Origin of the sequence: Paenarthrobacter sp. JL.01a, from assembly GCF_025452095.1 — a bacterium.
In the GTDB taxonomy this organism is placed as follows: domain Bacteria; phylum Actinomycetota; class Actinomycetes; order Actinomycetales; family Micrococcaceae; genus Arthrobacter.
This window is the reverse complement of the sequence record NZ_CP104877.1, coordinates 1485173-1504594: the sequence shown is the minus strand read 5'-3', so window position 1 is coordinate 1504594 and position 19422 is coordinate 1485173. Positions and strand designations below refer to the sequence as shown.

General features: G+C 65.6%; 11 protein-coding genes. All 11 read right to left on the bottom strand.

Annotation, left to right across the window (positions count from 1 at the left end; genetic code table 11):
• Window positions 1–7: 7 nt before the first annotated feature.
• The 11 genes from N5P29_RS07150 to N5P29_RS07100 are packed head-to-tail and all read right to left on the bottom strand — an operon-like array spanning window position 8 to window position 19358.
• Window positions 8–832, bottom strand: coding sequence for an inositol monophosphatase family protein (locus N5P29_RS07150; RefSeq protein WP_262277924.1), 825 nt, complete (start codon window positions 830–832; stop codon window positions 8–10).
• Window positions 829–3129 (bottom strand): NAD-dependent DNA ligase LigA, encoded by a 2301-nt coding sequence (ligA, locus tag N5P29_RS07145; RefSeq protein WP_262277923.1) that lies wholly within the window; start codon window positions 3127–3129, stop codon window positions 829–831. Before ligA ends, N5P29_RS07150 begins: the two co-directional genes overlap by 4 nt.
• Before the next feature lie 47 nt (window positions 3130–3176).
• Window positions 3177–7625: a type VII secretion EssC family protein gene (locus tag N5P29_RS07140; protein WP_262277922.1), complete on the bottom strand. Its 4449-nt coding sequence runs from the start codon at window positions 7623–7625 to the stop codon at window positions 3177–3179.
• Complete coding sequence (locus tag N5P29_RS07135; RefSeq protein ID WP_262277921.1) at window positions 7622–8326, bottom strand: hypothetical protein; 705 nt, start codon at window positions 8324–8326, stop codon at window positions 7622–7624. The genes N5P29_RS07140 and N5P29_RS07135 overlap by 4 nt, the downstream gene beginning before the upstream one ends.
• 48 nt (window positions 8327–8374) lie before the next feature.
• Window positions 8375–10105 (bottom strand): serine/threonine protein kinase, encoded by a 1731-nt coding sequence (locus N5P29_RS07130; RefSeq protein WP_262277920.1) that lies wholly within the window; start codon window positions 10103–10105, stop codon window positions 8375–8377.
• Window positions 10102–11958, bottom strand: a complete 1857-nt coding sequence (locus N5P29_RS07125; protein ID WP_262277919.1) for an FHA domain-containing protein — start codon at window positions 11956–11958, stop codon at window positions 10102–10104. The genes N5P29_RS07130 and N5P29_RS07125 overlap by 4 nt, the downstream gene beginning before the upstream one ends.
• Window positions 11945–12853 (bottom strand): PP2C family protein-serine/threonine phosphatase, encoded by a 909-nt coding sequence (locus tag N5P29_RS07120; protein WP_262277918.1) that lies wholly within the window; start codon window positions 12851–12853, stop codon window positions 11945–11947. The genes N5P29_RS07125 and N5P29_RS07120 overlap by 14 nt, the downstream gene beginning before the upstream one ends.
• Window positions 12850–14430 (bottom strand): RDD family protein, encoded by a 1581-nt coding sequence (locus N5P29_RS07115; protein ID WP_262277917.1) that lies wholly within the window; start codon window positions 14428–14430, stop codon window positions 12850–12852. Before N5P29_RS07115 ends, N5P29_RS07120 begins: the two co-directional genes overlap by 4 nt.
• Window positions 14420–16930, bottom strand: coding sequence for a transglutaminase-like domain-containing protein (locus tag N5P29_RS07110; protein ID WP_262277916.1), 2511 nt, complete (start codon window positions 16928–16930; stop codon window positions 14420–14422). The genes N5P29_RS07115 and N5P29_RS07110 overlap by 11 nt, the downstream gene beginning before the upstream one ends.
• The gene (locus tag N5P29_RS07105; protein ID WP_262277915.1) at window positions 16927–18330 is read right to left on the bottom strand and encodes a DUF58 domain-containing protein; all 1404 of its coding nucleotides are present in this window, start codon (window positions 18328–18330) and stop codon (window positions 16927–16929) included. The genes N5P29_RS07110 and N5P29_RS07105 overlap by 4 nt, the downstream gene beginning before the upstream one ends.
• A gap of 56 nt (window positions 18331–18386) precedes the next feature.
• Window positions 18387–19358 (bottom strand): AAA family ATPase, encoded by a 972-nt coding sequence (locus N5P29_RS07100; RefSeq protein ID WP_144662001.1) that lies wholly within the window; start codon window positions 19356–19358, stop codon window positions 18387–18389.
• Between the last annotated feature and the right edge of the window lie 64 nt (window positions 19359–19422).

The following is a 19422-nucleotide window of genomic DNA, read 5'->3' as shown; positions in this document are numbered from 1 at the left end:
CTGCCGATCACAAGGGGAATTTGCCGGAAAGTTCCAGGGCTCCAGCACACATCCAGGCGGCGAGGCGGTCCTCGGTACTCGGGCCACCGTCCAAGGGGCTGGTCAACCGGGGCCTTCGCACCCAGCAGCCGGCCTCTTCCGCAATCAGGGCCCCTGCGGCGAAATCGTGCTCGTTCAAGCCACGCTCACCGTACGCGTCAAAGGTCCCGTCAGCGACCAGGCAAAGGTCCAGGGCCGCAGAACCCAGCCGGCGCACATCGGCGAAACCATCCATGAGCTGGGCCAGGCCCGCTGACTGGTCCGCCCTGGTACCGGGATCGTAGCTGAATCCCGTTGCAAGGATCAGCCCGGTCCGCCCGGGAACAGGACCCACCAGCGCAGTGGTTTCTCCTGCCGTTTCCAGGTGGGCTCCCTGGCCACGGGCTGCCGAATACACACGCCCCAAGGCCGGTGCGTGGACTACGCCGGCCAGCCACACGCCGTCGGAATCCGCCACCGCAACAGAGGTGGCGTAGTAGACGATGTTGCGGATGAAGTTGGTGGTCCCATCCAGCGGGTCAATGGACCAGCGGTACCCCGAGGGGCTTGCTGGCCGCGTGGTCCCGTGTTCCTCCCCCGTGATGGTGTCGCCCGGCCGCTCGGCCAGGATGGCTTCACGGACCGCGTTCTCCGCAGCCACGTCAAAGGCAGTGACCCAATCGCCGGCCTCACCCTTGTTGGTGGTCTGCAAGCCGTCGCCCGCTGTACCGCTGACGGATCGCCGGGCCAGTACGGCGGCTCCTGCGGCCGCCGCACGTTTGGCGACAGCAAGCAGTTCAGTGACCTCCGTCATTCCGATTCTGCCTCCGCTGCTGCCTCGGTGTCCGATGCAGCTTCTTCCGACCCGGTATCTGCTTCGGTCTTTGCCGGTCCATTGGCCAGAAGCTCACGGAAGCCGTCCTCGTCCAATACCGGGACGCCCAGTTGTTCCGCCTTGTCCAGCTTGGTGCCGGCGCTCTCGCCTGCCACCAGGTAGCTGGTGTTCTTGGAAACGGAGCCGGAGGCCTTGCCCCCGCGGATAATGATGGCTTCCTTCGCTTCATCACGGCTGAAGTTGGGCAGGGTTCCCGTGACCACGACGGTGAGTCCCTCCAGGGTCCGCGGTACGGAGGTGTCCCGCTCGTCCTCCATCCTCACCCCGGCCGCGGCCCAGCTGTCCACGATCTCGTTGTGCCAATCCACTGCGAACCACTCTTTGAGGGCAGCTGCAATGGTTGGCCCCACGCCGTCGACGTGCGCTATTTGCTCCTCAGTAGCGTTGCGGATGGCGTCCATGGTGCCGAACGCCGTCGCCAATGCCCGTGACGCCGTGGGACCTACGTGCCTGATGGACAGCGCCACCAGCACCCGCCACAGAGGCTGCTTCTTGGCCTTCTCCAGCTCCACGAAGAGTTTCTCCGTGGTGGCCGAGGGCTTGGACGGCGACTTCGCCGTTCCCTTGGTGTAGAAGTACGGCACGAGCTCGTATTGGCCTGTACCAACACCCTTGGACCGCTTTTCCCGTCGGATCAGGACATCCCGCAGGTCCTCCCGCGTCAGGCTGAAGAGCCGGGCCTCGCTGGTGAGGGGCGGAATCTCAGGCTCGGCAGGCTGGGTGAGCGCGATCGCAGCTTCCCAGCCCAGGGCCTCGATGTCGAACGCACCGCGGCCGGCCAGGTGGAAGACACGCTCACGGAGCTGGGAGGGGCAGGATTTGGCGTTGGGGCAACGGATGTCCACATCGCTTTCCTTGGCCGGAGCCAGCGGAGTTCCACAGGAGGGGCATTCGGTAGGCATCACGAATTCGCGCACCGGAGGATCCTGTTTGTCCCGCAGCGCCAGCACCGGGCCCACGATTTCCGGAATAACATCGCCGGCCTTGCGAAGGATCACAATGTCGCCGATCATCACGCCCTTGGCTTTGACGACGTCCTGGTTGTGCAGGGTGGCCATGCCCACCGTTGAACCCGCGACCTTCACCGGCTCCATCAAACCGAAAGGCGTCACGCGCCCCGTCCGGCCGACGTTGACGGCGATGTCCAGGAGTTTGGTGTGCACTTCCTCCGGCGGGTACTTGTACGCAGCAGCCCACCGGGGCACGCGTGAGGTGTAGCCCAGCGCGCGCTGGGTGGCGAAGTCATCGATCTTGACCACGATGCCGTCAATCTCATGCTGAAGGTCGTGGCGGTGCGCCCCATAGTAAGCGATGAACTCAAGGACTTCCTCAAAGGTTCCCAAAACCTTGAGGTAGGGGCTGACCGGGAGTCCCCACTGTTCCAGCAGCTTGTACGTCTCGGACTGGCTCTTGGCATCGAGTCCCTCACGGGCTCCGATGCCATGGACGTACATGCTCAGGGGGCGCTTGGCAGTTTCAGCGGGGTCCTTCTGGCGCAGCGAACCTGCAGCGGCGTTGCGGGGGTTGGCCAGCGGAGCCTTGCCTGCGGCCACCAAAGTCTCATTGAACTCCACGAACGCCTTGGAAGGGATGAACACTTCCCCGCGGATTTCGACCTCCGACGGATACCCTGAACCACTCAGTTCCCGTGGGATCTCTTTGATGGTGAGCACGTTGTGCGTGATGTCTTCGCCGGTAGTGCCGTCCCCCCGCGTGGCCGCCCGGACGAGCTTGCCGTCCCGGTACAGGAGGTTCACGGCAAGTCCGTCGATCTTCAGCTCCGTCAGCCACGCGATGGGTGGAACGGAGTCCCCAAGCTTTGCCACTGACGCCTCAGCCTTGCGGACCCAGGCCTCGAGCTCCTCCAAGGAGAAAACATCGTCCAGGCTGTACATCCGCTGCAGGTGTTCGACCGCGGCGAAAGCCGAGGAGACTTCGCCACCTACTTCCTGCGTGGGCGAGTCATTGGTGACCAGCTCCGGGTGGAGGGCTTCGAGCTCTTCCAGCCGGCGGTAGAGTTCATCGAATTCGGCATCGGAAACCGTGGGCGAGTCTTCCTGGTAATAGGCATACCGGTACTTGCGGACGAGGTCCGCCAGTTCATCGTATTCCTCCCTGAGGGACCCCGACGGCGGGGTCCCCTCCTCTGCGGCGATGGCCGCAGCCGCCTCTTGGGTTGTGGTGTCGACCGGATCCGGATTCTCTGGTGTGCTCACAGCTCTATCTTGCCGCAAGGCACCGACATTCTGGCCCACCAGCTTCCCTAGCTTCGGTTTTCCGGTGGCATGGCGATCTGCAGTTTGCGGACCTTGCCCCGGCCCACAATGTATCCACGACCTGGAATGAAGTCCTTGCTGATGCGGCCCAGCGAGGTATTAAGGAGGGTGTCGCCCTCCACGTCCCCGGGGTTGAGCAACAGACCTCGGCGTCCCGACTTGAAGGGCTGCGCCAAGGACCAGGCCTGGGACCAGGTGGAGGTTTCGGACTCGCCCACCACCCACTGGTCCGCCTTGATGGCTGCCGTGACCAGGCGGCCCACTCCCGACTCCGCGAGAGTGTCCGTGAACTCGGTCAGACCCTCGATGAAGATCGCCATGCTGCCCGGGTTGTCGGAGGCCTTGTCGATGAGGTCGTCAATGACGTCGGAGACCTCATCGGGTCCTACCAGGGAGCGGCTCCAGATGTTCAAGGAGGCCACGGCCGAGCGGCGGGACCCGATGTAAATCAGGTCGGTACGCGGGTTCGAGCGCCGCAAGGCGTACGCCAGGGTGACAAGCGCAACGGTCCGGCCGGAGCCCGGAGGACCTGCCAACAGGAGCGAGCCTTTGGCGGCAATGGCCGCGGAACCCAGCGTTTCGTCGTCGACACCAATTACCGGGTTGTCGGCAGAACCGGTGGGCAAAATGTCCAGGTCCACGAGCTCGGGCAGGCGTTGGATCTGCGGAGCCTGTTCCAGGCCCTGGCGGACCATCGCCTGGCTCAGCTTGGCGACTTCACGTGCCTGGAGGGCAAGGTTGGAGTTCCCGCCGAGGACGGCGAGTTGGACTTCCAGTCCGTCGAGCAAGCCACGCCCGGGTGGCGAGGCGGCGCTGAGGACGTCCTTGGGGACGTCCATGGTCATGTAGTCGTCCTCGGAACTGAGCCGGAGCACCAGCCGCTTCTGGATGGAGGCAAGGAGCGACGCCGGTACGGAGTTGGTGCGGTCACCGCTGACGACAAGGTGGATGCCGAGGGGACGACCATCGGTAGCCAGGGTAAGGAAGATGTCCCACAGCGCTGAGAGGTTGCTGTACTCATAGCCCTCACGGAAAGATGACATGCCGTCCACCAGGACGAAGATGCGCTTTTCGTCAGGCCGGTTGGCCAGTTTCCGGTACTCGACAATGGTGGAAGCACGGACTTCGGCGAACCGTGCCGCCCGGTCGTCGGCCACTTCCTTGAGCCAGCGCAACAGGCGGCCGACGCGCTCGACGTCGTCTCCGTTGATGATTTCGCCGACGTGCGGAAGTCCGTCCAGCATCTTCAGGCCCGATGAGCCACAGTCGATGCCGTACACGTGCACCGGACCACCGCGGGGAGTGACGGCCGCGGCAATGGCGATGCCCCGCAATGCTGCCGATTTGCCGGATCCACCCGTGCCGTAGACGGCCATGTTGCCGTCCTTGTCCGGTTCGTAGAACACAGTTGGCTGGTCCTGGTGGGCGGGGTCGTCGGCGACGCCCAACAGCAGCCGTTCGTCGGTGCGCGGGTTGGGGAGCTTGGAGAAATCGTAGGTCAGGGCGAGTTCGTTGAGCCAAGGTTTCCGCGGCGGCTCAATGGACAGGACGTCGGCGGCGCGGATGATGTTGGCCGTCATCCGGGCAATGTCGTTGGGCCCGGCAGGCTCTTCTTCCACCTGTGCCTCCAGCGGCGGCTCCCACACCGCTCCGGAGCCGAACGCCATCTCCACGATGTCGATCCGGGGACGCTGGGGCTTCTCCGTGGTCCAGCCACCGGCATAGCCGGTCTGGAAGCCCTGGATCCGGCCCGGACCCGTCTTGGCTGCTCCACGGCCGGGGATGGAGGGATCGAAGTAGGCCGCGGTGGGGACACCGAGGATGTCCACGGCGTCCACTTCATCGGCCATGCGCAAGGCCACACGGAGATTGGTGTTTGCCCGCAGGTTGTCCTTGATGACACCGGCCGGGCGCTGGGTGGCAAGGATGAGGTGCAGGCCAAGGGACCGGCCGCGGGCTGCGACGTCCACGACGCCGTCAACGAACTCGGGAACTTCGGTGGCCAGGGCCGCGAATTCGTCCACGATGATGATCAGGTACGGCGGAGCCTCGGGATCGGCCTCGCGCTGGAGCGCCAGGAGGTCCTTTGCTTTCTTCCGGTTCAGGAGCCGTTCACGGTAATGCAGTTCGGCCCGCAAAGAGGTCAAAGCCCTGCGGACAAGGTGCGGGGACAAGTCGGTCACCAGGCCCACGGTGTGCGGCAGGTGCAGGCAGTCCGCAAAGGCCGCGCCGCCCTTGTAGTCCACGAAAAGGAAACTCACGCGGTCCGGGCTGTACGCAGCAGCCATGCCCATGACCCAGGACTGCAGGAACTCGGATTTACCGGCACCGGTGGTTCCACCCACCAGAGCGTGCGGGCCTTCGTTCTTCAGGTCGAGGTAGAACGGCTCCACGCCCTTGGAACCGACCAGAGCACGGAGGCTGCCGTTGTCCTTGCGGTTGGGAACCGCCGTGGCGTGGACGGAGTTGTTTTCCTGCCACCTCTCCGCCACGGCCTGCGGGTTGTCCATCAATTCCTTGCCGATCAGCGTGGCGTAGGAGACGGCGCGCGGCAAGTCGGAGTCGTCCTCAAGCGGGTTTCCGACGTCGACCAGCGGCGACATCATGCGCGCCAGCTGGCTGGCGAGGTCGGCGTCGAGGCTTTCGCAGCTCACCGGGTAGGTGTGGCGGCCCAAACGGACCTGGCCGGTGGTGGTGCCGTGGTCGCCGTCGACGGAGAGGAAGTCGCGGCACGCGGCAGGCAAAGACTGCACATCCGCCGCCACCCACATGACATGCACACCGTAATCGGGCCCGCGTTCGACCAGCCGCGTCAGGCGGCCGCGGTCCACCGGAGCGTCATCCTCCACGATGACCAGAACGGCCGGAACCACCGGGGAGGGAATCTCTGCACTCTCGTCCTTAAGGGCCGGACGCGGCTGCGGGCCGGGCTCCTTGGACAAGGACTCGCGCTCTTCCACGAGGTTCTCCAGGCGGGACAACAAGGCAGCACCCGCCCCCGGGCCGGCGGCAAGGTGGTCGCCGGACAAGGGGCTGTGGCCTGAACCTACATGTGGGAGCCACTGCAGCCAATCCCAGCGCTCACGCGAACGCGGCGATGTCAGGGCCGTAAGGACCACCTCCGCGGGCGAGTGGAGGGCCACCAACTGGAGCACCATGCCGCGGGCCACATCATCGACCACGCTGCGGTCGCCGGCGACCCCGAAGGAACCGGAGGTGCGCAGCTGCGACACGATGGGCACGCCGTCGATCACGCGGACCTGCTGCAGGCATTCCTGGATTTCGCGCATGTACTGCGGTTCTGTCTCGTTGGCCGCAGGTTCATCGAACGGGATGCGCGAGGGCGCGGAGCCCAGGCCGAAGCGCACCCCCAGGAAGTGCTGGTGTTCCGGGCGGTTGGTCCACAACAAAGGACCCAGTTTGTAGATCGCGTCCACGGTGTCGCTCACCGACGGCGCTTCCTGCAACCTGACGGCCCGCTCGATGTTCTGCTGCCTGTCGATGTCCTCGCGGAAGGCCAGCATGGAGGCCTTGAACTGCTTGTGGCCTTCCTTCGCCTGGCGCTTGCCTTGCATTTTGTGGTCCACGTAGTGACCCACAATGAACAACGGCATCATGGCCATGAACAGCACGGACAGCAGGTTCTGCGTCACGGCGAAGAGAACGCCGCCCATCAGCAGCGGCGCCACCAACATGATGTACGGGAACGGTTGGTGTTCAGGCCGTTTGGGGCCAGCCGGCGGCACCCGCTTGGGTGATTCGAACCGTGGCAGGACGCGCGGCGAACGGTTGAAGTCAACCAGCGGCGAGGACGGCCCCCCACCATGGTTGCGGGACAGGGAGACGACACCCACCGTGGTATCGCCCAGCGTCACGGTGTCAGAGGAAGCAAGTGTCGCCCGGGTGACCGGCAGTCCGTCCATGAGGAGGCCGTTGGCGGAGTTCGTGTCCACGATTTCCACCGTCTCCCCCACCGTGATGCGGGCGTGGCGCTTGGAGGTGAGGGGATCCGAGAGGCGGATGTCTGCGTCCCGGTCCCTGCCGATGTAGCTGGTGCCGAACGGCAGCGAAAATTCGCGGCCGACGTCGGGCCCTGACATGACGCGCAACGTTGCCGCGGCAGGTCCCCTGTTGGCGCCGTGGCCGGTGGAGGCGAATTCCTCGCTGACGTGGGCCAGCGAAACCTTCGAACCCGGACGAAGGCCGGACTCCAGCAGGTTGGCGGTGGGCCGCAGGACGTGGCCGGAAAGGCCTCCGCCAACGAACGCTTCGTCCACGCTGATGGACAGGTTCGACGGCGGTTCGGTCCCCTTTCGTGCGGGGTCGGCGGCCCACAATTCGGTGGCGATATCGGCCACGGTGGCGCGGCCATCCACCGTGACGGCGAGGTCCTTTGCTTCCGCAGGGTCACGCCGCAGTGTCAGGCGGAACTTCATCCTTCGTCGACTCCACTCATTTTCTCAAGAAGATGCAGGTCAGCAGGGGTTACCAAGTGGGACGTCACGGCGTGCTCCACCAAGCGGGCCCGGCGGTTGGTGGCAAGTTTTCCGGCTCCGCCGCGCAGGCCCACAACGCCCACGCGGTCCAGTTTGTCGCAGACGTTATCGAGCTTGCGGTTGAACCTGGTGAGGGCCCAGCCCAGACGCTTGGCGGCCTCCGCGGAGGACGGAATCGCACTGAACCCGGTCCCCTCCCGCCGCAGCATGGGTTCGGCCAGGGCAACGATCAGCGCCTTTTGCGAGTCCGTGAAGACCACGGGGCCGATGGTGGTATCGCCGGCCTGGTCATCGTCCCGGGCCTCGTGCCGGAAAGAGGGCGTCTTCAGGTGCACCGCGAACTCGTACGTGGTGGGGCCGGCGGTGAAGATGACGTTGGTGTGGCTGAACACCAACGGAATCCTGGCGCCCGGTGCAAGCCACGCCTGCATGCCGCCCGAGCCGTCCGCGATGGTGGCCGAGAGCATGCTGCCAACGTTGCTCAACCACCAGATGCCGTCGTAGCGGGCGATCTGCAGGAAGCGACGGTGCAGGTACGGGTTGTCGTCGACTTCAAGATCGCCTTCGCGGCCGATGTCAAAGACGTCCTCGTCGGATGGTTCGTACCATTCCCCACAGAAATCTATTGCTAGATCCCCCATGATCTTTGCCTCCTCAGTGGGCGGTGTTTCTGTTGCGTTGGCCGGTGGCTACTGCACACAGGCGATGGAGCCCTTGTCTCCCGGAGATGCCGAACCGTCAGTACGGACAATGATGACCTGGATACAGAGCTTCTCTTCCTTGCCGAAATAAGCACGTACTTTCGGCTCCTTGACGGACTCGTATTCGCCTTCCGGGATGAGGGCGGTGCGGTATCGCCATTTGTACGTGTCTCCGGGCTTGGGCTGCGGATTGGTCCAGCTGAAGTCGGCGAAGTCCGGCTTCGCCGGGTCCCGCGTGCCGTTCAGGCCCTCCACCTCAGGTACCCCGCCATCGCCGAGGGGATCCGCGGGCTTTACGCTCGCCGCCTCAGTCGGCGCGACCTTCGGCTGCGCATTGGCGCCGAGGACAACCCCGACGACTACCGCGACCACCAAAACCGCGGCACCGGTCACCGCGAGCCACAGATTGCGCTTGCCGTGGTCGGCAACAGGTGTTTCTTCTTCCGGGGCTTCGGTGGCTGCCCTCGATGCGGTGCGGCTGACAGTATCGTCAACGTTCGCTTGCCGGCCCGATGGCTGCCAGCCGCGAAGGACCGTGGACTCCCCGGAGTCGGTGTCTGTCCCTGCTGCCTGTTGCGGCTGGAATTGCGGGACCGATTGCGGGGGTGTCTGCGGGGCAGGCGCTTGCCAGGCGGCGGGCCTTTGCACTGTCTGCGGGGCGGGTGCCGACGTGTGTGTGCCCTGGGACGTGTTGGCCGGAACAGTGGACGGAAACGTCCGCGCAGGGAACGTAGGGGCGGAGCCGGTACTGGCAGTGCCCGAGGCGTCCGGATCGATCGATGCGATGCTCCGGACCCGGGTTTCCTCGACATTGTCATCGGGGTGCTGGTCCTCCCCGTGTCCTGGCTCCTCGAGCACTTCGAAAGGAGTCACCGACAGGTTCAGCTCGGTCTGGATGCGCTGCAATGCCAAGGCAAAGGCATGCGCCGAGGAGTAGCGGGATCCGGGAGACTTGGCCATGGCAGTTGCCAGTGCGAGTTCCAGGGATTCCGGAACGTCCGCACGGCCAAGCCTGGGAAGGGGCGCGTTGGTGATGCGTGAGATCAGTTCCCGCTGCGAATTGTCCTGCCCGGGAAGCACGAACGGCGAGCGGCCTGCCAGGAGCGTATAGAGCGTGGCGCCCAGGGCCCAGATGTCGACCGGTACGCCGTCCACTGCGCCACCGCGGAACTGCTCGGGCGGCGACCATGGGATGGACATGCCGGCGTCGTCCTCGGAGTCGGCACCGATGGTGCCCGAAATGCCGAAGTCGGTCAGTGCCGGACGGTTGTAGTCGGTGACCAGGATGTTGGCCGGCTTGATGTCCCGGTGCACGATTCCGGCCCGGTGGGCGGTCTCGACGGCGGACGCCACCTGGATGCCGACAGCAAGGACCTCATCGACGCTGAAGCGTTGGCGCCTGTACCGCACATCGAGGCTGGGCCGCGAGCAGTACTCCATGGCCAGGTACGAGTGTCCGGTCTCGGTGATCTCCGCTTCGAAGATCGTCACGATGTAAGGGTGCGAGGACAGCTGCGCCATCAGGTTGGCCTCGGATTCGAAGCGGCGGCGCGCACCCTCGGTCTTGAGGTCTGACAACAGCACCTTGACGGCTACTTTTCGGCGCGGCCTGTCTTGCTCGTAAAGGTAGACGTCGGAAAAGCCACCCGAGCCGAGCAGGCTGATGTATTTGAAGCCCGGGATCGGTGGAGGCGGCGCGGGGGGCCTCTTGGAACTCAAAGAATCTCCTCAAAACGCAATGAAATGTCGTCGCCGATTTCGGCAATATCGCCGTCCAGCAGGATGGCCATCTCATTCTGGGCAAGTCGGCGGGGCGCCTGGCCCTCGCGGATGAGCACGGTGCCGTTGGTGGCCTTGAGGTCGCACAGCATCACGTGCCACCCTTCGAGCCGGACCTCCACGTGGGACCGGGAAATGTCTCCGCCGGGGCTCTCCACCTGGACCAGGCGCGGCATGGTGCCTCCCTGGACACGCGAAACCGAGGGCTGGCGGCCGATGATGAGCGACTGGTCCAGGTCGATCAGCTCCCCGGTGGAAAGCCGCATGCGGCCCAAACGCGGGCGCGGAACGTGAAGGGCATCCCCGCTGATGGGAGCTCCGCACACTGAGCACAACGGATAGGTCGGCGGGTTGGCGTGCCCCTGCGGGCAGACCCGGGCCAAAACGCTCGGGCCGTTGACCGCGGCAGGCTCTGCAGCAGACCCCTCTTTCTGTGCGCCATCGGCCGGGGGAAGGCTGCTTCTCATGATGGTCTGACCGTCGTGGTCCGAGTCCTCGTCCACCGTGCCACCCGTGGGCGCCGGTGCCGGGGCCGGCGTCCAGGCAGCCGGAACCTGCGGTGCCGGCTGGGCCACCGGCGGCGTGGACGGCGCTCCGCGGAGCCAGGGCACGGAATCGATCAGGCCGCCGGATGCGGCCGCCGGGGCGGAATGACCGGCGTCCGACGTCGGCGCGGGCCCCGGCGTCAACGGTTCCGGGGCAGCTTGTTCCGTTTCCGACGGCGGTTGCGGAGCCGACGGCGGTTGTGGAGCAGGTGCATGGCTGACCGGAGCGTCGTGGTCATCGGCATCGCCGTCCAGGCGGACTGCGGCGTCCTCGATGTTGCGCATCACCGTCTTGTCCCACAGGTGATCGTAGTTTGTGGTGTTTTCCAGCGAGGGGGTCAACGGATCCGTGGTGCTGGTGTGGACCGCGACGTCGTTGTCGTCCGCGATAACGTCATCGGCGCTTTCTCCTGGAGCAGGCTTCGCGGCAGGCTCCCCGGCAGCGGATTCCGCAGAACCTTCGGGGGCGTCGATTCCAGCCGCCTCCGGTTCGCCGGTCCCGGATTCGTGGTCGGAACCGGCTTCGTCGTCAGGCGCGGCTTCGTCGTCAGAAGTGGAGGCGCCGGCTTGGAGCCCGTCTATGACCGGTGCTTGTCCGGGGGCAATCGTCAGGCCGAGGTCGGTCTCGTGGTATCCGATCATGGTTTCGTCCGAGACCGATACCGCCGGTTCCACAGCTTCTGCCGGTTCCGCCGACACGGGCTCCCCCACCGCGACCGCCACCGCCGGCTCGGAGGCCGGTTCCGCCGTCGCGGGCTCCTCCACGGCGGTAACTTGTCCGCCGGCCTCCAGGGAGGCCAACAGCACCACGCCGTCCTTCACCGGAAGGGTATCCAGCCGTGGGCCGCCAACTCCGTCGGCAGCTTCCGTCCCGATGTGGATGCTCAAAGAGGTGGCTCCGACGATGCGGCGCTCAGTCCAGGTGGTGACATCACGGCCGGTGAGGTGTTCCTGGCGGCCTGCCAGTTGCACCACCAATTCGAGCTCGCCCCTGAGGAAGACACGCAGTGCGTCCTTCGAATCAATGATTCCGAACGGCGGGATCCTGCTGAGCGAAACACCAAAGGCCTCTGTCACCTCGTGCAGGACTTCGTGGGCCTCGGGCGATGAAGCCAGTAATTCCCACACAGCGTCGATCAGGGCATGGGGAGTTTCCGGACCGAGAAGTACAGCTGTTCCATTGCGGACAACGCCGAACCACCCGCCTTGCCGGTACCGCGTGTGGGACAGGAGGCTACTGTTTGCCATCGGCGTCTTCCTCGTGGTCGGTGCCGTTTACCCAGGCCTTGGGAAGGGTGTCCTCCTCCACGTCTGTCCCGACTTCCGGGCGGGGCGCGGTGATGGCGATACCGGCGTCGTTCAGTACGTTCTTGGCGTCAACCACAATTACTGTGACGTTGTCGCGTCCGCCGCTTCGCAGCGCAGCCTGGATGAGCGCGTCCACGGCGTCCTGCGGGTGGGCCACCGTGCTGAGGATGCGGAACATGTGGTCATCGCCGAGTTCGCCGTTGAGCCCATCCGAGCACACCATGATCCGGTCGCCCTCCTGGATGGGAAGGAGCCAGAAGTCGGCCTCGGTCTCATCGCCGGTGCCCAGGGCACGCGTGACCACGTGACGGCGCGGGTGGACGGCAGCCTGCTCCGAGGTGATGTCCCCGGAATCGACAAGCTCCTGGACTTCGGAGTGGTCCACACTGATCTGCGCGAACTCACCCTGGCTCAGCCGATAGGTCCGGGAGTCGCCGATGTTCATCACCAGCCAGTAGGGCAAACCCATCTGTTCCACCACCACCACGCCGGAGAGCGTGGTCCCGGCGCGGGCACCGGTGGCGTCCCTGATGGCGGCGTCGGCTTTCAACAAGCACGCCTGCAGCTCCGCGGCAGAGGCGGTGCGCAAACCCGAGGCGAGCTCCGGAGCACTCCCCAGGGTGCGCACGCACATCCCACTGGCAATCTCGCCGGCCTCGTGGCCACCCATGCCATCAGCGACGGCGAACACCGGGTCGGCGGCGATGAACGAATCCTCGTTCAGCTCCCGACGCAGTCCACGGTCCGTTCCGTAGCCGTAGCTCAGGCGGAACGAGGAACCGGCCGAAGCGGGGACCGCGTCGGCGTTGGCGTTGGTGGCCGGCTGTGAATTCATGCTTGTCCTAGGTGGAAGGAACGGTCCCCGAAATGAACAGTGGAACCTGGCCGGACGAAGGATGCCTCGCCCGGGGTGAGCCTGGTCTGCAAGCCGTCAGGGGTGGTGACGGCGCTGCCGTTGGTGGAGTTGCGGTCGGTCACCCACACGCCATCCCCGTCCACGCGAAGGTGCAGATGGGTTTTGGAAATGGACCTGCCGGGATCTGAAACGGGCAAGAGCTGCTCCACCACTTCCCCCGGCTGCGCAGCGGGGTTCCGGCCAAGAAGAACGCTTCCGCCGAGCTGGACGTCCTGGCCGTCGTCGACCCGGATCCGCAGGACGGCCTGCGCGCGGGCCGCACCTGGACGCATCCGGGTGCGTTCGACGTCGTCGTCCGGATGGGCCACCCCGGGCGCCGGAACCGTGTGAAGCTGCGGCGCAGCCGGCACTTGCTGTTGGGCCGGCGCTTGCTGAGGCGCAGCCGGCGCCTGCTGTTGGGCGGGCGCCTGGCGTGGCGTCGGCGGTCGCCATTGGTTGGGATCATGTGCCGGCTGCACGGCCGGGGCAACGGACGACGCCGGTGCGGCCGGATGTTGGGCGGTCGCCTGTGCGGGGTTCCCCTGTACGGGTGCGGGCTGGGCCGGCGCGACCGGGCTGGATGGCCGACCCGAGGGCACCGGGGAGATGACAGCCTGTACCGGAGGCAGGTCCATGGGCGCGAAGCTGTAGGGTCCCTGGATGCCTCCGGTCGTCACCGGGTTGCGGCCGGCGTTGACGTCGAACACCAAGGACTTGGCAGCCTTGTCGTGCCAGCCGCGCACTTTGCCGTCCGAATCCCACGCATTGGAGACCACCACCAGGATGGCCCAAACAACCCCCAGCACCATCAGCGGCAAAGCGACCCAGACTACAAGTCCGAGAAGGCCCACGGCCGACAGGATGACGGCGGCCAGGAATCCGACGATCAGGACAGCACCGGTCAGGATGCCCCGGACAAACACTGCGCCGGCTCCTGGAGCGTAGCCATCGGCGTCAGCGCTGCGGATTCCCATGAGCTGGTTGCCGATGGTGTTTCCCGACTTCGCCTCCAGGGCCAACAGCACGAAGATGTACACCACGGTCACGGCCAGGCCAATGCTGCCCAGGAGGACCAGAAGACCGGTGTCGTAAACGATGAAGCCGTTCCGGCGCGTTTGCGTGATGCCCGCGATGCCTATGGCAAACGTTGTGGCAAGGACAGCCACCGGCCCCAACCAGTCCAACACCGCCGCACCCAGCCGCTTTCCCGCAGAAGCGGGAACGAGATCGAGCTTGGTGGTCATAGTGGTCCCTCCCCCTGGCCCAGGCGTACTGTCCGGGACGGTGCTTGTCCCCGGATGCGCCGGCGACGCTGGCGCCGACACTACGGAGATACTACCGGGATCGGCCAGACCCTGCCGGGCAGCCGATTCCAGTGCGGCCCGCTGGGCATGGTTGATGTTGGCTTCCTTGCGGGCACCACGGTTGTTCAGCGGCGATCCGCACTGATTGCAGAAAGCGGCGCCGGGCCGGACGGCATGCCGGCAGGCCGGGCAAAGTTCGGTCTCACTGCTCATCCGTGCTGTCCTTCGTGAAGGGCAACTTCAAGCGCCGCGACCGCGGTTCACCGGGAGTTTGGGTCCCACCTGGACCTTGTTGACGGCGACGCAGGGCAGCCCGGGCGTCCGCCAGCAACGACCGCGGTGAGAACCGTGCCTGCTGCCGCTTCCAGAAGCCAACGCTGCCGGTGATGTCGGTCAGCGATGTGTCCACGATCTCCCAGTACTCCTTGACCTCTGTCTCACTCGGCTGCCCCGCACCGAACACCGCTGCGTCAGCCCGGTGGGCAAGCATGGTGGTGGTGTTCCCGGCGGTGGGGAACGCTTCGGCGATCACCGAGGCAGACTCGCGCCTGGTGGACTTGGCGTCGATCGAGGCACCCATATCGGTGACGAGGCTCGCTACTTCGCTCCATCCCGCGCCGACCCGCTGGGCGGGGTGGCCATCACGGAAACGTGCCTTCCGGCGTCGTGCTTTCAACAGCAAGATCAGCAGCAGAGGCACGGCGAGAATCGCCAACGGAATCAACGCCACGCCGAGAGCGGCAAGCAACGGTCCCCAGAAGAGCCACGGATTGTTCTTCTTCTCGTCCGCATCCAAAGCGTCCGGCGTGGAATCCGGCGGCAGGTCCGCGGGTTCCTGCGGCGGGGGCGGCGGCTGCAGCACCTGTGGCTTGGGCTTGGACTTGTTCTGCGGGTCAGGCGGGATCGGGACGTTGTCCTTGGGCGGGGTGGGATCGAACGAAACCCAGCCGACGCGGTCGAAGGCCACCTCTACCCAGGCGTGCACATCCTTGCCCGTGATCTTGATGTCGCCGGCGCCGTTTTCAGGGCTCTTGGGATCCGGGTAGAAGCCCATGACAACGCGCGACGGGATGCCCAAATGACGGAGCATGAGGGACATGGACACCGCGTACTGCTCGTCGTCGCCGAGCATCTGCTTGGCGGAGAGCATGTTGCGGATGCGGGCCGCGCTGTGGCCGGGGAGGCTGGGGAGCTGCCCCTCTGCCACAAGCCCGTTGCTGAACGCGCCGCTCTTCTGGAAGTGCGCCTCGATCTGCCGGACGCGGTCGATCGCGGTGGGCGCGTCCGCGGACAACTCGTTCGCCTGTGAGGCGACGATCGGCGGCACTTCCTCGGCTTCGGGCAGCGTGAGCTTGGCGAAGTCATACTGGGTGAGCTGTCCGTGCTCCAGCGTTCCGGGATCGGAGACCTGGACGGTGTAGTTCTCGCCCTTGCCCAGGCCCTTGGTGGTCACCGCGGTGTCGGTGCCGGCATTGAAGTAGAGCCCTGACGCTGCTCCCGAGGTGTCCGCAAAGCTCATTCCTGTAGTGTGGCGGCCACCCGGAACGAAGTAGCCCTGATAGTCCTCAACCGTGATGTCCAACGTGTAGTTGGTGCCTTGCACCGGGCTCCCGGAATCGGCCAGCGTGTTCAGCGACTTCGCGTCGCCGACCTTGCTGAAGTTGCCGGAGCTGTTCGGATCCATGGTGTAGTTCAAGCCGTTGAACGCGTCCAACGCCGCCAACCGCACCCGGGCATCCTTGGGCAGGCCCTTGACGGTGAACAAGGTGGCGTCCTTCTCGTCCTTGACGAAGTTCCTGAAGCTCGCCAACGGGGTGATGTAATCCCTGGGATCGAACGGTGGGACGATAGTGTTGCGCAGCACTTTCCGGTCGTCGCTGGCTGTTACCAGGGGAGAAGCAATGGCCGTCACGCCCACGGCGACGGCGATGACAGCTGCGGCAGTCCCGAGGCGGCGCAGCTGGCCGCGCCGGGCTGTACCGGCGTCGTAATCCGGCCTGTTGGCCGAGACGGTCCTGGTGCTGCGCTGGCGGAGTACCTCACGGCGGAACGTCGCCCAGACAATCGAGATGATCGTCAGGGAAACGCCTCGCTCCACGTTCAGGAAGCCCGAACTGGTACTGAAGGCAATGCCGGTGACGAAGAGGACCAAAACGGGAAGCAACGGCCAATAGGGGCTCTTCATCCGCCACGTCAGGAGTCCGGCCGCCAGGGCCATGAGCAGCGCGCTCAGGAACGGCACAATCAGCGTTCCGTTGGCGGTGCCCACGGGAACACCGACGGTCAGCATGTCCTTCCACGAGAAAACGATGCCCAGCAGCAGCGTCCGCAGGGAATCCAGGGACGGCAGGACGCCCAGCACGGCAGAATCCGGAACCGCCAGCGCGGAACCGAACAGCATGTAGGCACCAAAAGTCGCAGCTGCCGTGATCAGCAGACCAAGGCGCAAATGGGCATTGAGGACGGCGATGCCGAGCCCGAGGACCACCCCGCCGAGTCCTGCGACCAGGAACCGTGCGTCGCCGCCGAAGCTCAGCGTGAATCCGAGGACGCCCAGCAACAGCAGCACCACCAGGGCGCCGCAGTCGACAAAGAAGTGCCACATCGGGCGGTCGTCGGCGAACATGGATGCACCAGCGGCGCGTTTGCGGGCATTGGCCTTCGCGGACTTCTCCGCACGCGGCCGGACGCGGACGTTGGGCGCGGTGCTCATGCTGCCGCCTTTCGAAGAACGATGGCGAGATCGTCGAGGTCGCCAACGGTGAGGACGGTCAGGTCCGCGATATTGGCCCTCGACGGCGCGGCGCCGGGTTGGACGCGGACGGCCAGGCTGCGGACTCCGGGCGGGACCGAGGCCGCGGCCGAACGCAGTTGCGTAGCGGTGACGTGGCTGCCCACCACGAAGAACACCACGGAGGCATTCGGGACGGTATCGGACAAGGTCCGGGCGAGGTCGACGGCGGTCTTGCGCAAGGGTGCGCCGATGATCCGTGTCATGTCGTCCAGCAGGTTACGGCCGGTTTCGCAGCGGAGGGGACCTTTTTGGGTCAGGACATCGAGGTCGCGTTGTTCGCTGATCGCCTGGCGGCCAATGGACCCGGCCACCGAGATGGCCATTTCGAATTCCGCTTCGGAATCGTACTCATCGGTGTTGATGGACAGGGCAATAGCCAGGTGGGCGCGGCGCGTTTCCTCGAACTGGCGGACCATGAGTTTATTGGTACGGGCCGTGGTCTTCCAGTGGATGTGCCTACGGTCATCGCCGGGCACATAGTCACGAAGCGCGTGGAACGAAACGTCGGCACTGGAAAGTTCAGTGGTGGGCATGCCCTCAAGGTCGCGGATGAAGCCGGCCGCTGAACCGCCGAGGGCCACGGTCCGCGGGTGCACGAACAGGTCCACGGGTTCGGTCCAGAGCACGCGCCGGCGCAGCAGGTGGAGCGGGTCGGCGCGCACCGAGCGCACGGGTCCGACGACGATGACGGCACGGCGGGCCGTCGGGATGGTGAACAGGTCCTCATGCACCTGTGCGGGCTTCATGCGGGGCAGGTGGAACACGGCGGCGTTGGCACCCACAGGCAACTCCAGCGCTGCAGGCAGCAACGGGCGTGCCGAGACGTTGGAGACCGCGATGCTTCCCACGGCGTCATCGCCCACCGCCACACGGGTACGGGCCAGGTCCAGCACCACGCAATACGCCGAGCGGCCCACAATAAAGCCGATGGCCAGCAGGAAGAGCAGGAATGCCACCAAAGCCGCTGACTTGGCTTCCTGCCAGCCCCATGCCTGCCCGGCCCACCAGAGCCCGATCGACGCCGCCAGCACCACCCAGCCGAGCAGACTGACGACGGAGAGGATTGGCCACGCGTAGCGCAGCCAAAGGGAACGGAATTTCTCCCACGCCGGGGAAAGGATCTCCCCTGCTGCTCCGGCGGCCTCGGCCCATACGGCCGCGGGGTGCAGTTTCCTGGTGTTAGCGGGCTTTTTCGGGCTGCCCGGGCGTTTGCCCGCGTCGTTGCCGGAACCACGCGCGGCGCGCAGGGCACCGCCAAGCGCTGACGTGGCGCGCTTAAGCGAATCAGCAGCCCGGCTCAGGGGTTTGCTGGAGGACATGTGGGGGCCTTTGTTCGAACTGGTGCGAGGAAGGGAAGTGCTGAGGCTGTGCAGGCTTAAGCCGTGGCGCGTTGCTGCGGGGCAGCGACCTCGGAGAGGACCCGCGCGAGCACGACCTCAGGCGTCGCGCCCGAGAATTCAGCCTCAGGATCCATGACCAGACGGTGGGTCCACACCACGGGTGCAAGTTCCTTGACGTCGTCCGGCAGCACGAAGTTCCGGCCCTGTCCGGCTGCCCACACCTTGGCGGCACGGACCATGGCCAGGGCACCACGCACGGAAACACCGAGCCGGGTTTCGGAAGCGTTGCGGGTTTCCTCACACAGGCGCGAAATGTACTCGAGCACCGCGGTGTCCACGTGGGTTGTCGCCGCAAGGTCCGCCATGTCGGCCACGGCCTGGGTGGTGATCAGGGCTGCCAGGTCCTTCGAGCGGTCCTTCAGGTTGGAGCCGCCCAGCAGCCGCACGGTGGAAGCGTGGTCCGGGTAGCCGATGGAGGTCTTGATCAGGAAACGGTCAAGCTGGGCTTCGGGAAGACGGTAGGTACCGGCTTGCTCGATCGGGTTCTGCGTCGCCAGCACCATGAACGGACGGCCGGCCTCGTAGGTGGTTCCGTCGACGGTGACGCGGGACTCTTCCATGACCTCGAGCAGGGCGGACTGGGTCTTCGGCGAGGCTCGGTTGATTTCATCGGCCAGGACGATGTTGCTGAAGACCGGGCCCTTGTGGAATTCGAACTTCTGCGTCTTCTGGTCGTAGATGGTCACACCGGTGACATCGGAGGGCAGGAGGTCGGGGGTGAACTGGATGCGGTTGTGCGATCCCTGGACCGTGGCGGCCAACGCCCGGGCCAGCGAGGTCTTACCCGTGCCCGGTGCGTCCTCGAAGAGGACGTGGCCCTCGGCCAGCATCGCGGTGAAGGTCAGCCGGATGACGTGTTCCTTGCCCAGGACGGCCTGGCCCACGTTGGCAACGAGCTTCTCGAACGTTTCTGCAAACCACGCGGCCTGCTCGCTTGTCATGGTCATCGGTTGATCCTGTTCCTTGTGTCGGGGTGTTGGGATGAAGTTGTTGCTGGTGCCGGCCGGACGT

What these genes read in the sequence shown, in the direction of transcription:
- N5P29_RS07110 (WP_262277916.1), bottom strand. Translation starts at nt 16,930, where the DNA reads ATGAGCACCGCGCCCAACGTCCGCGTCCGGCCGCGTGCGGAGAAGTCC.
- N5P29_RS07150 (WP_262277924.1), bottom strand. Translation starts at nt 832, where the DNA reads ATGACGGAGGTCACTGAACTGCTTGCTGTCGCCAAACGTGCGGCGGCC.
- N5P29_RS07125 (WP_262277919.1), bottom strand. Translation starts at nt 11,958, where the DNA reads ATGGCAAACAGTAGCCTCCTGTCCCACACGCGGTACCGGCAAGGCGGG.
- N5P29_RS07140 (WP_262277922.1), bottom strand. Translation starts at nt 7,625, where the DNA reads ATGAAGTTCCGCCTGACACTGCGGCGTGACCCTGCGGAAGCAAAGGAC.
- N5P29_RS07105 (WP_262277915.1), bottom strand. Translation starts at nt 18,330, where the DNA reads ATGTCCTCCAGCAAACCCCTGAGCCGGGCTGCTGATTCGCTTAAGCGC.
- N5P29_RS07135 (WP_262277921.1), bottom strand. Translation starts at nt 8,326, where the DNA reads ATGGGGGATCTAGCAATAGATTTCTGTGGGGAATGGTACGAACCATCC.
- N5P29_RS07120 (WP_262277918.1), bottom strand. Translation starts at nt 12,853, where the DNA reads ATGAATTCACAGCCGGCCACCAACGCCAACGCCGACGCGGTCCCCGCT.
- N5P29_RS07115 (WP_262277917.1), bottom strand. Translation starts at nt 14,430, where the DNA reads ATGAGCAGTGAGACCGAACTTTGCCCGGCCTGCCGGCATGCCGTCCGG.
- N5P29_RS07100 (WP_144662001.1), bottom strand. Translation starts at nt 19,358, where the DNA reads ATGACCATGACAAGCGAGCAGGCCGCGTGGTTTGCAGAAACGTTCGAG.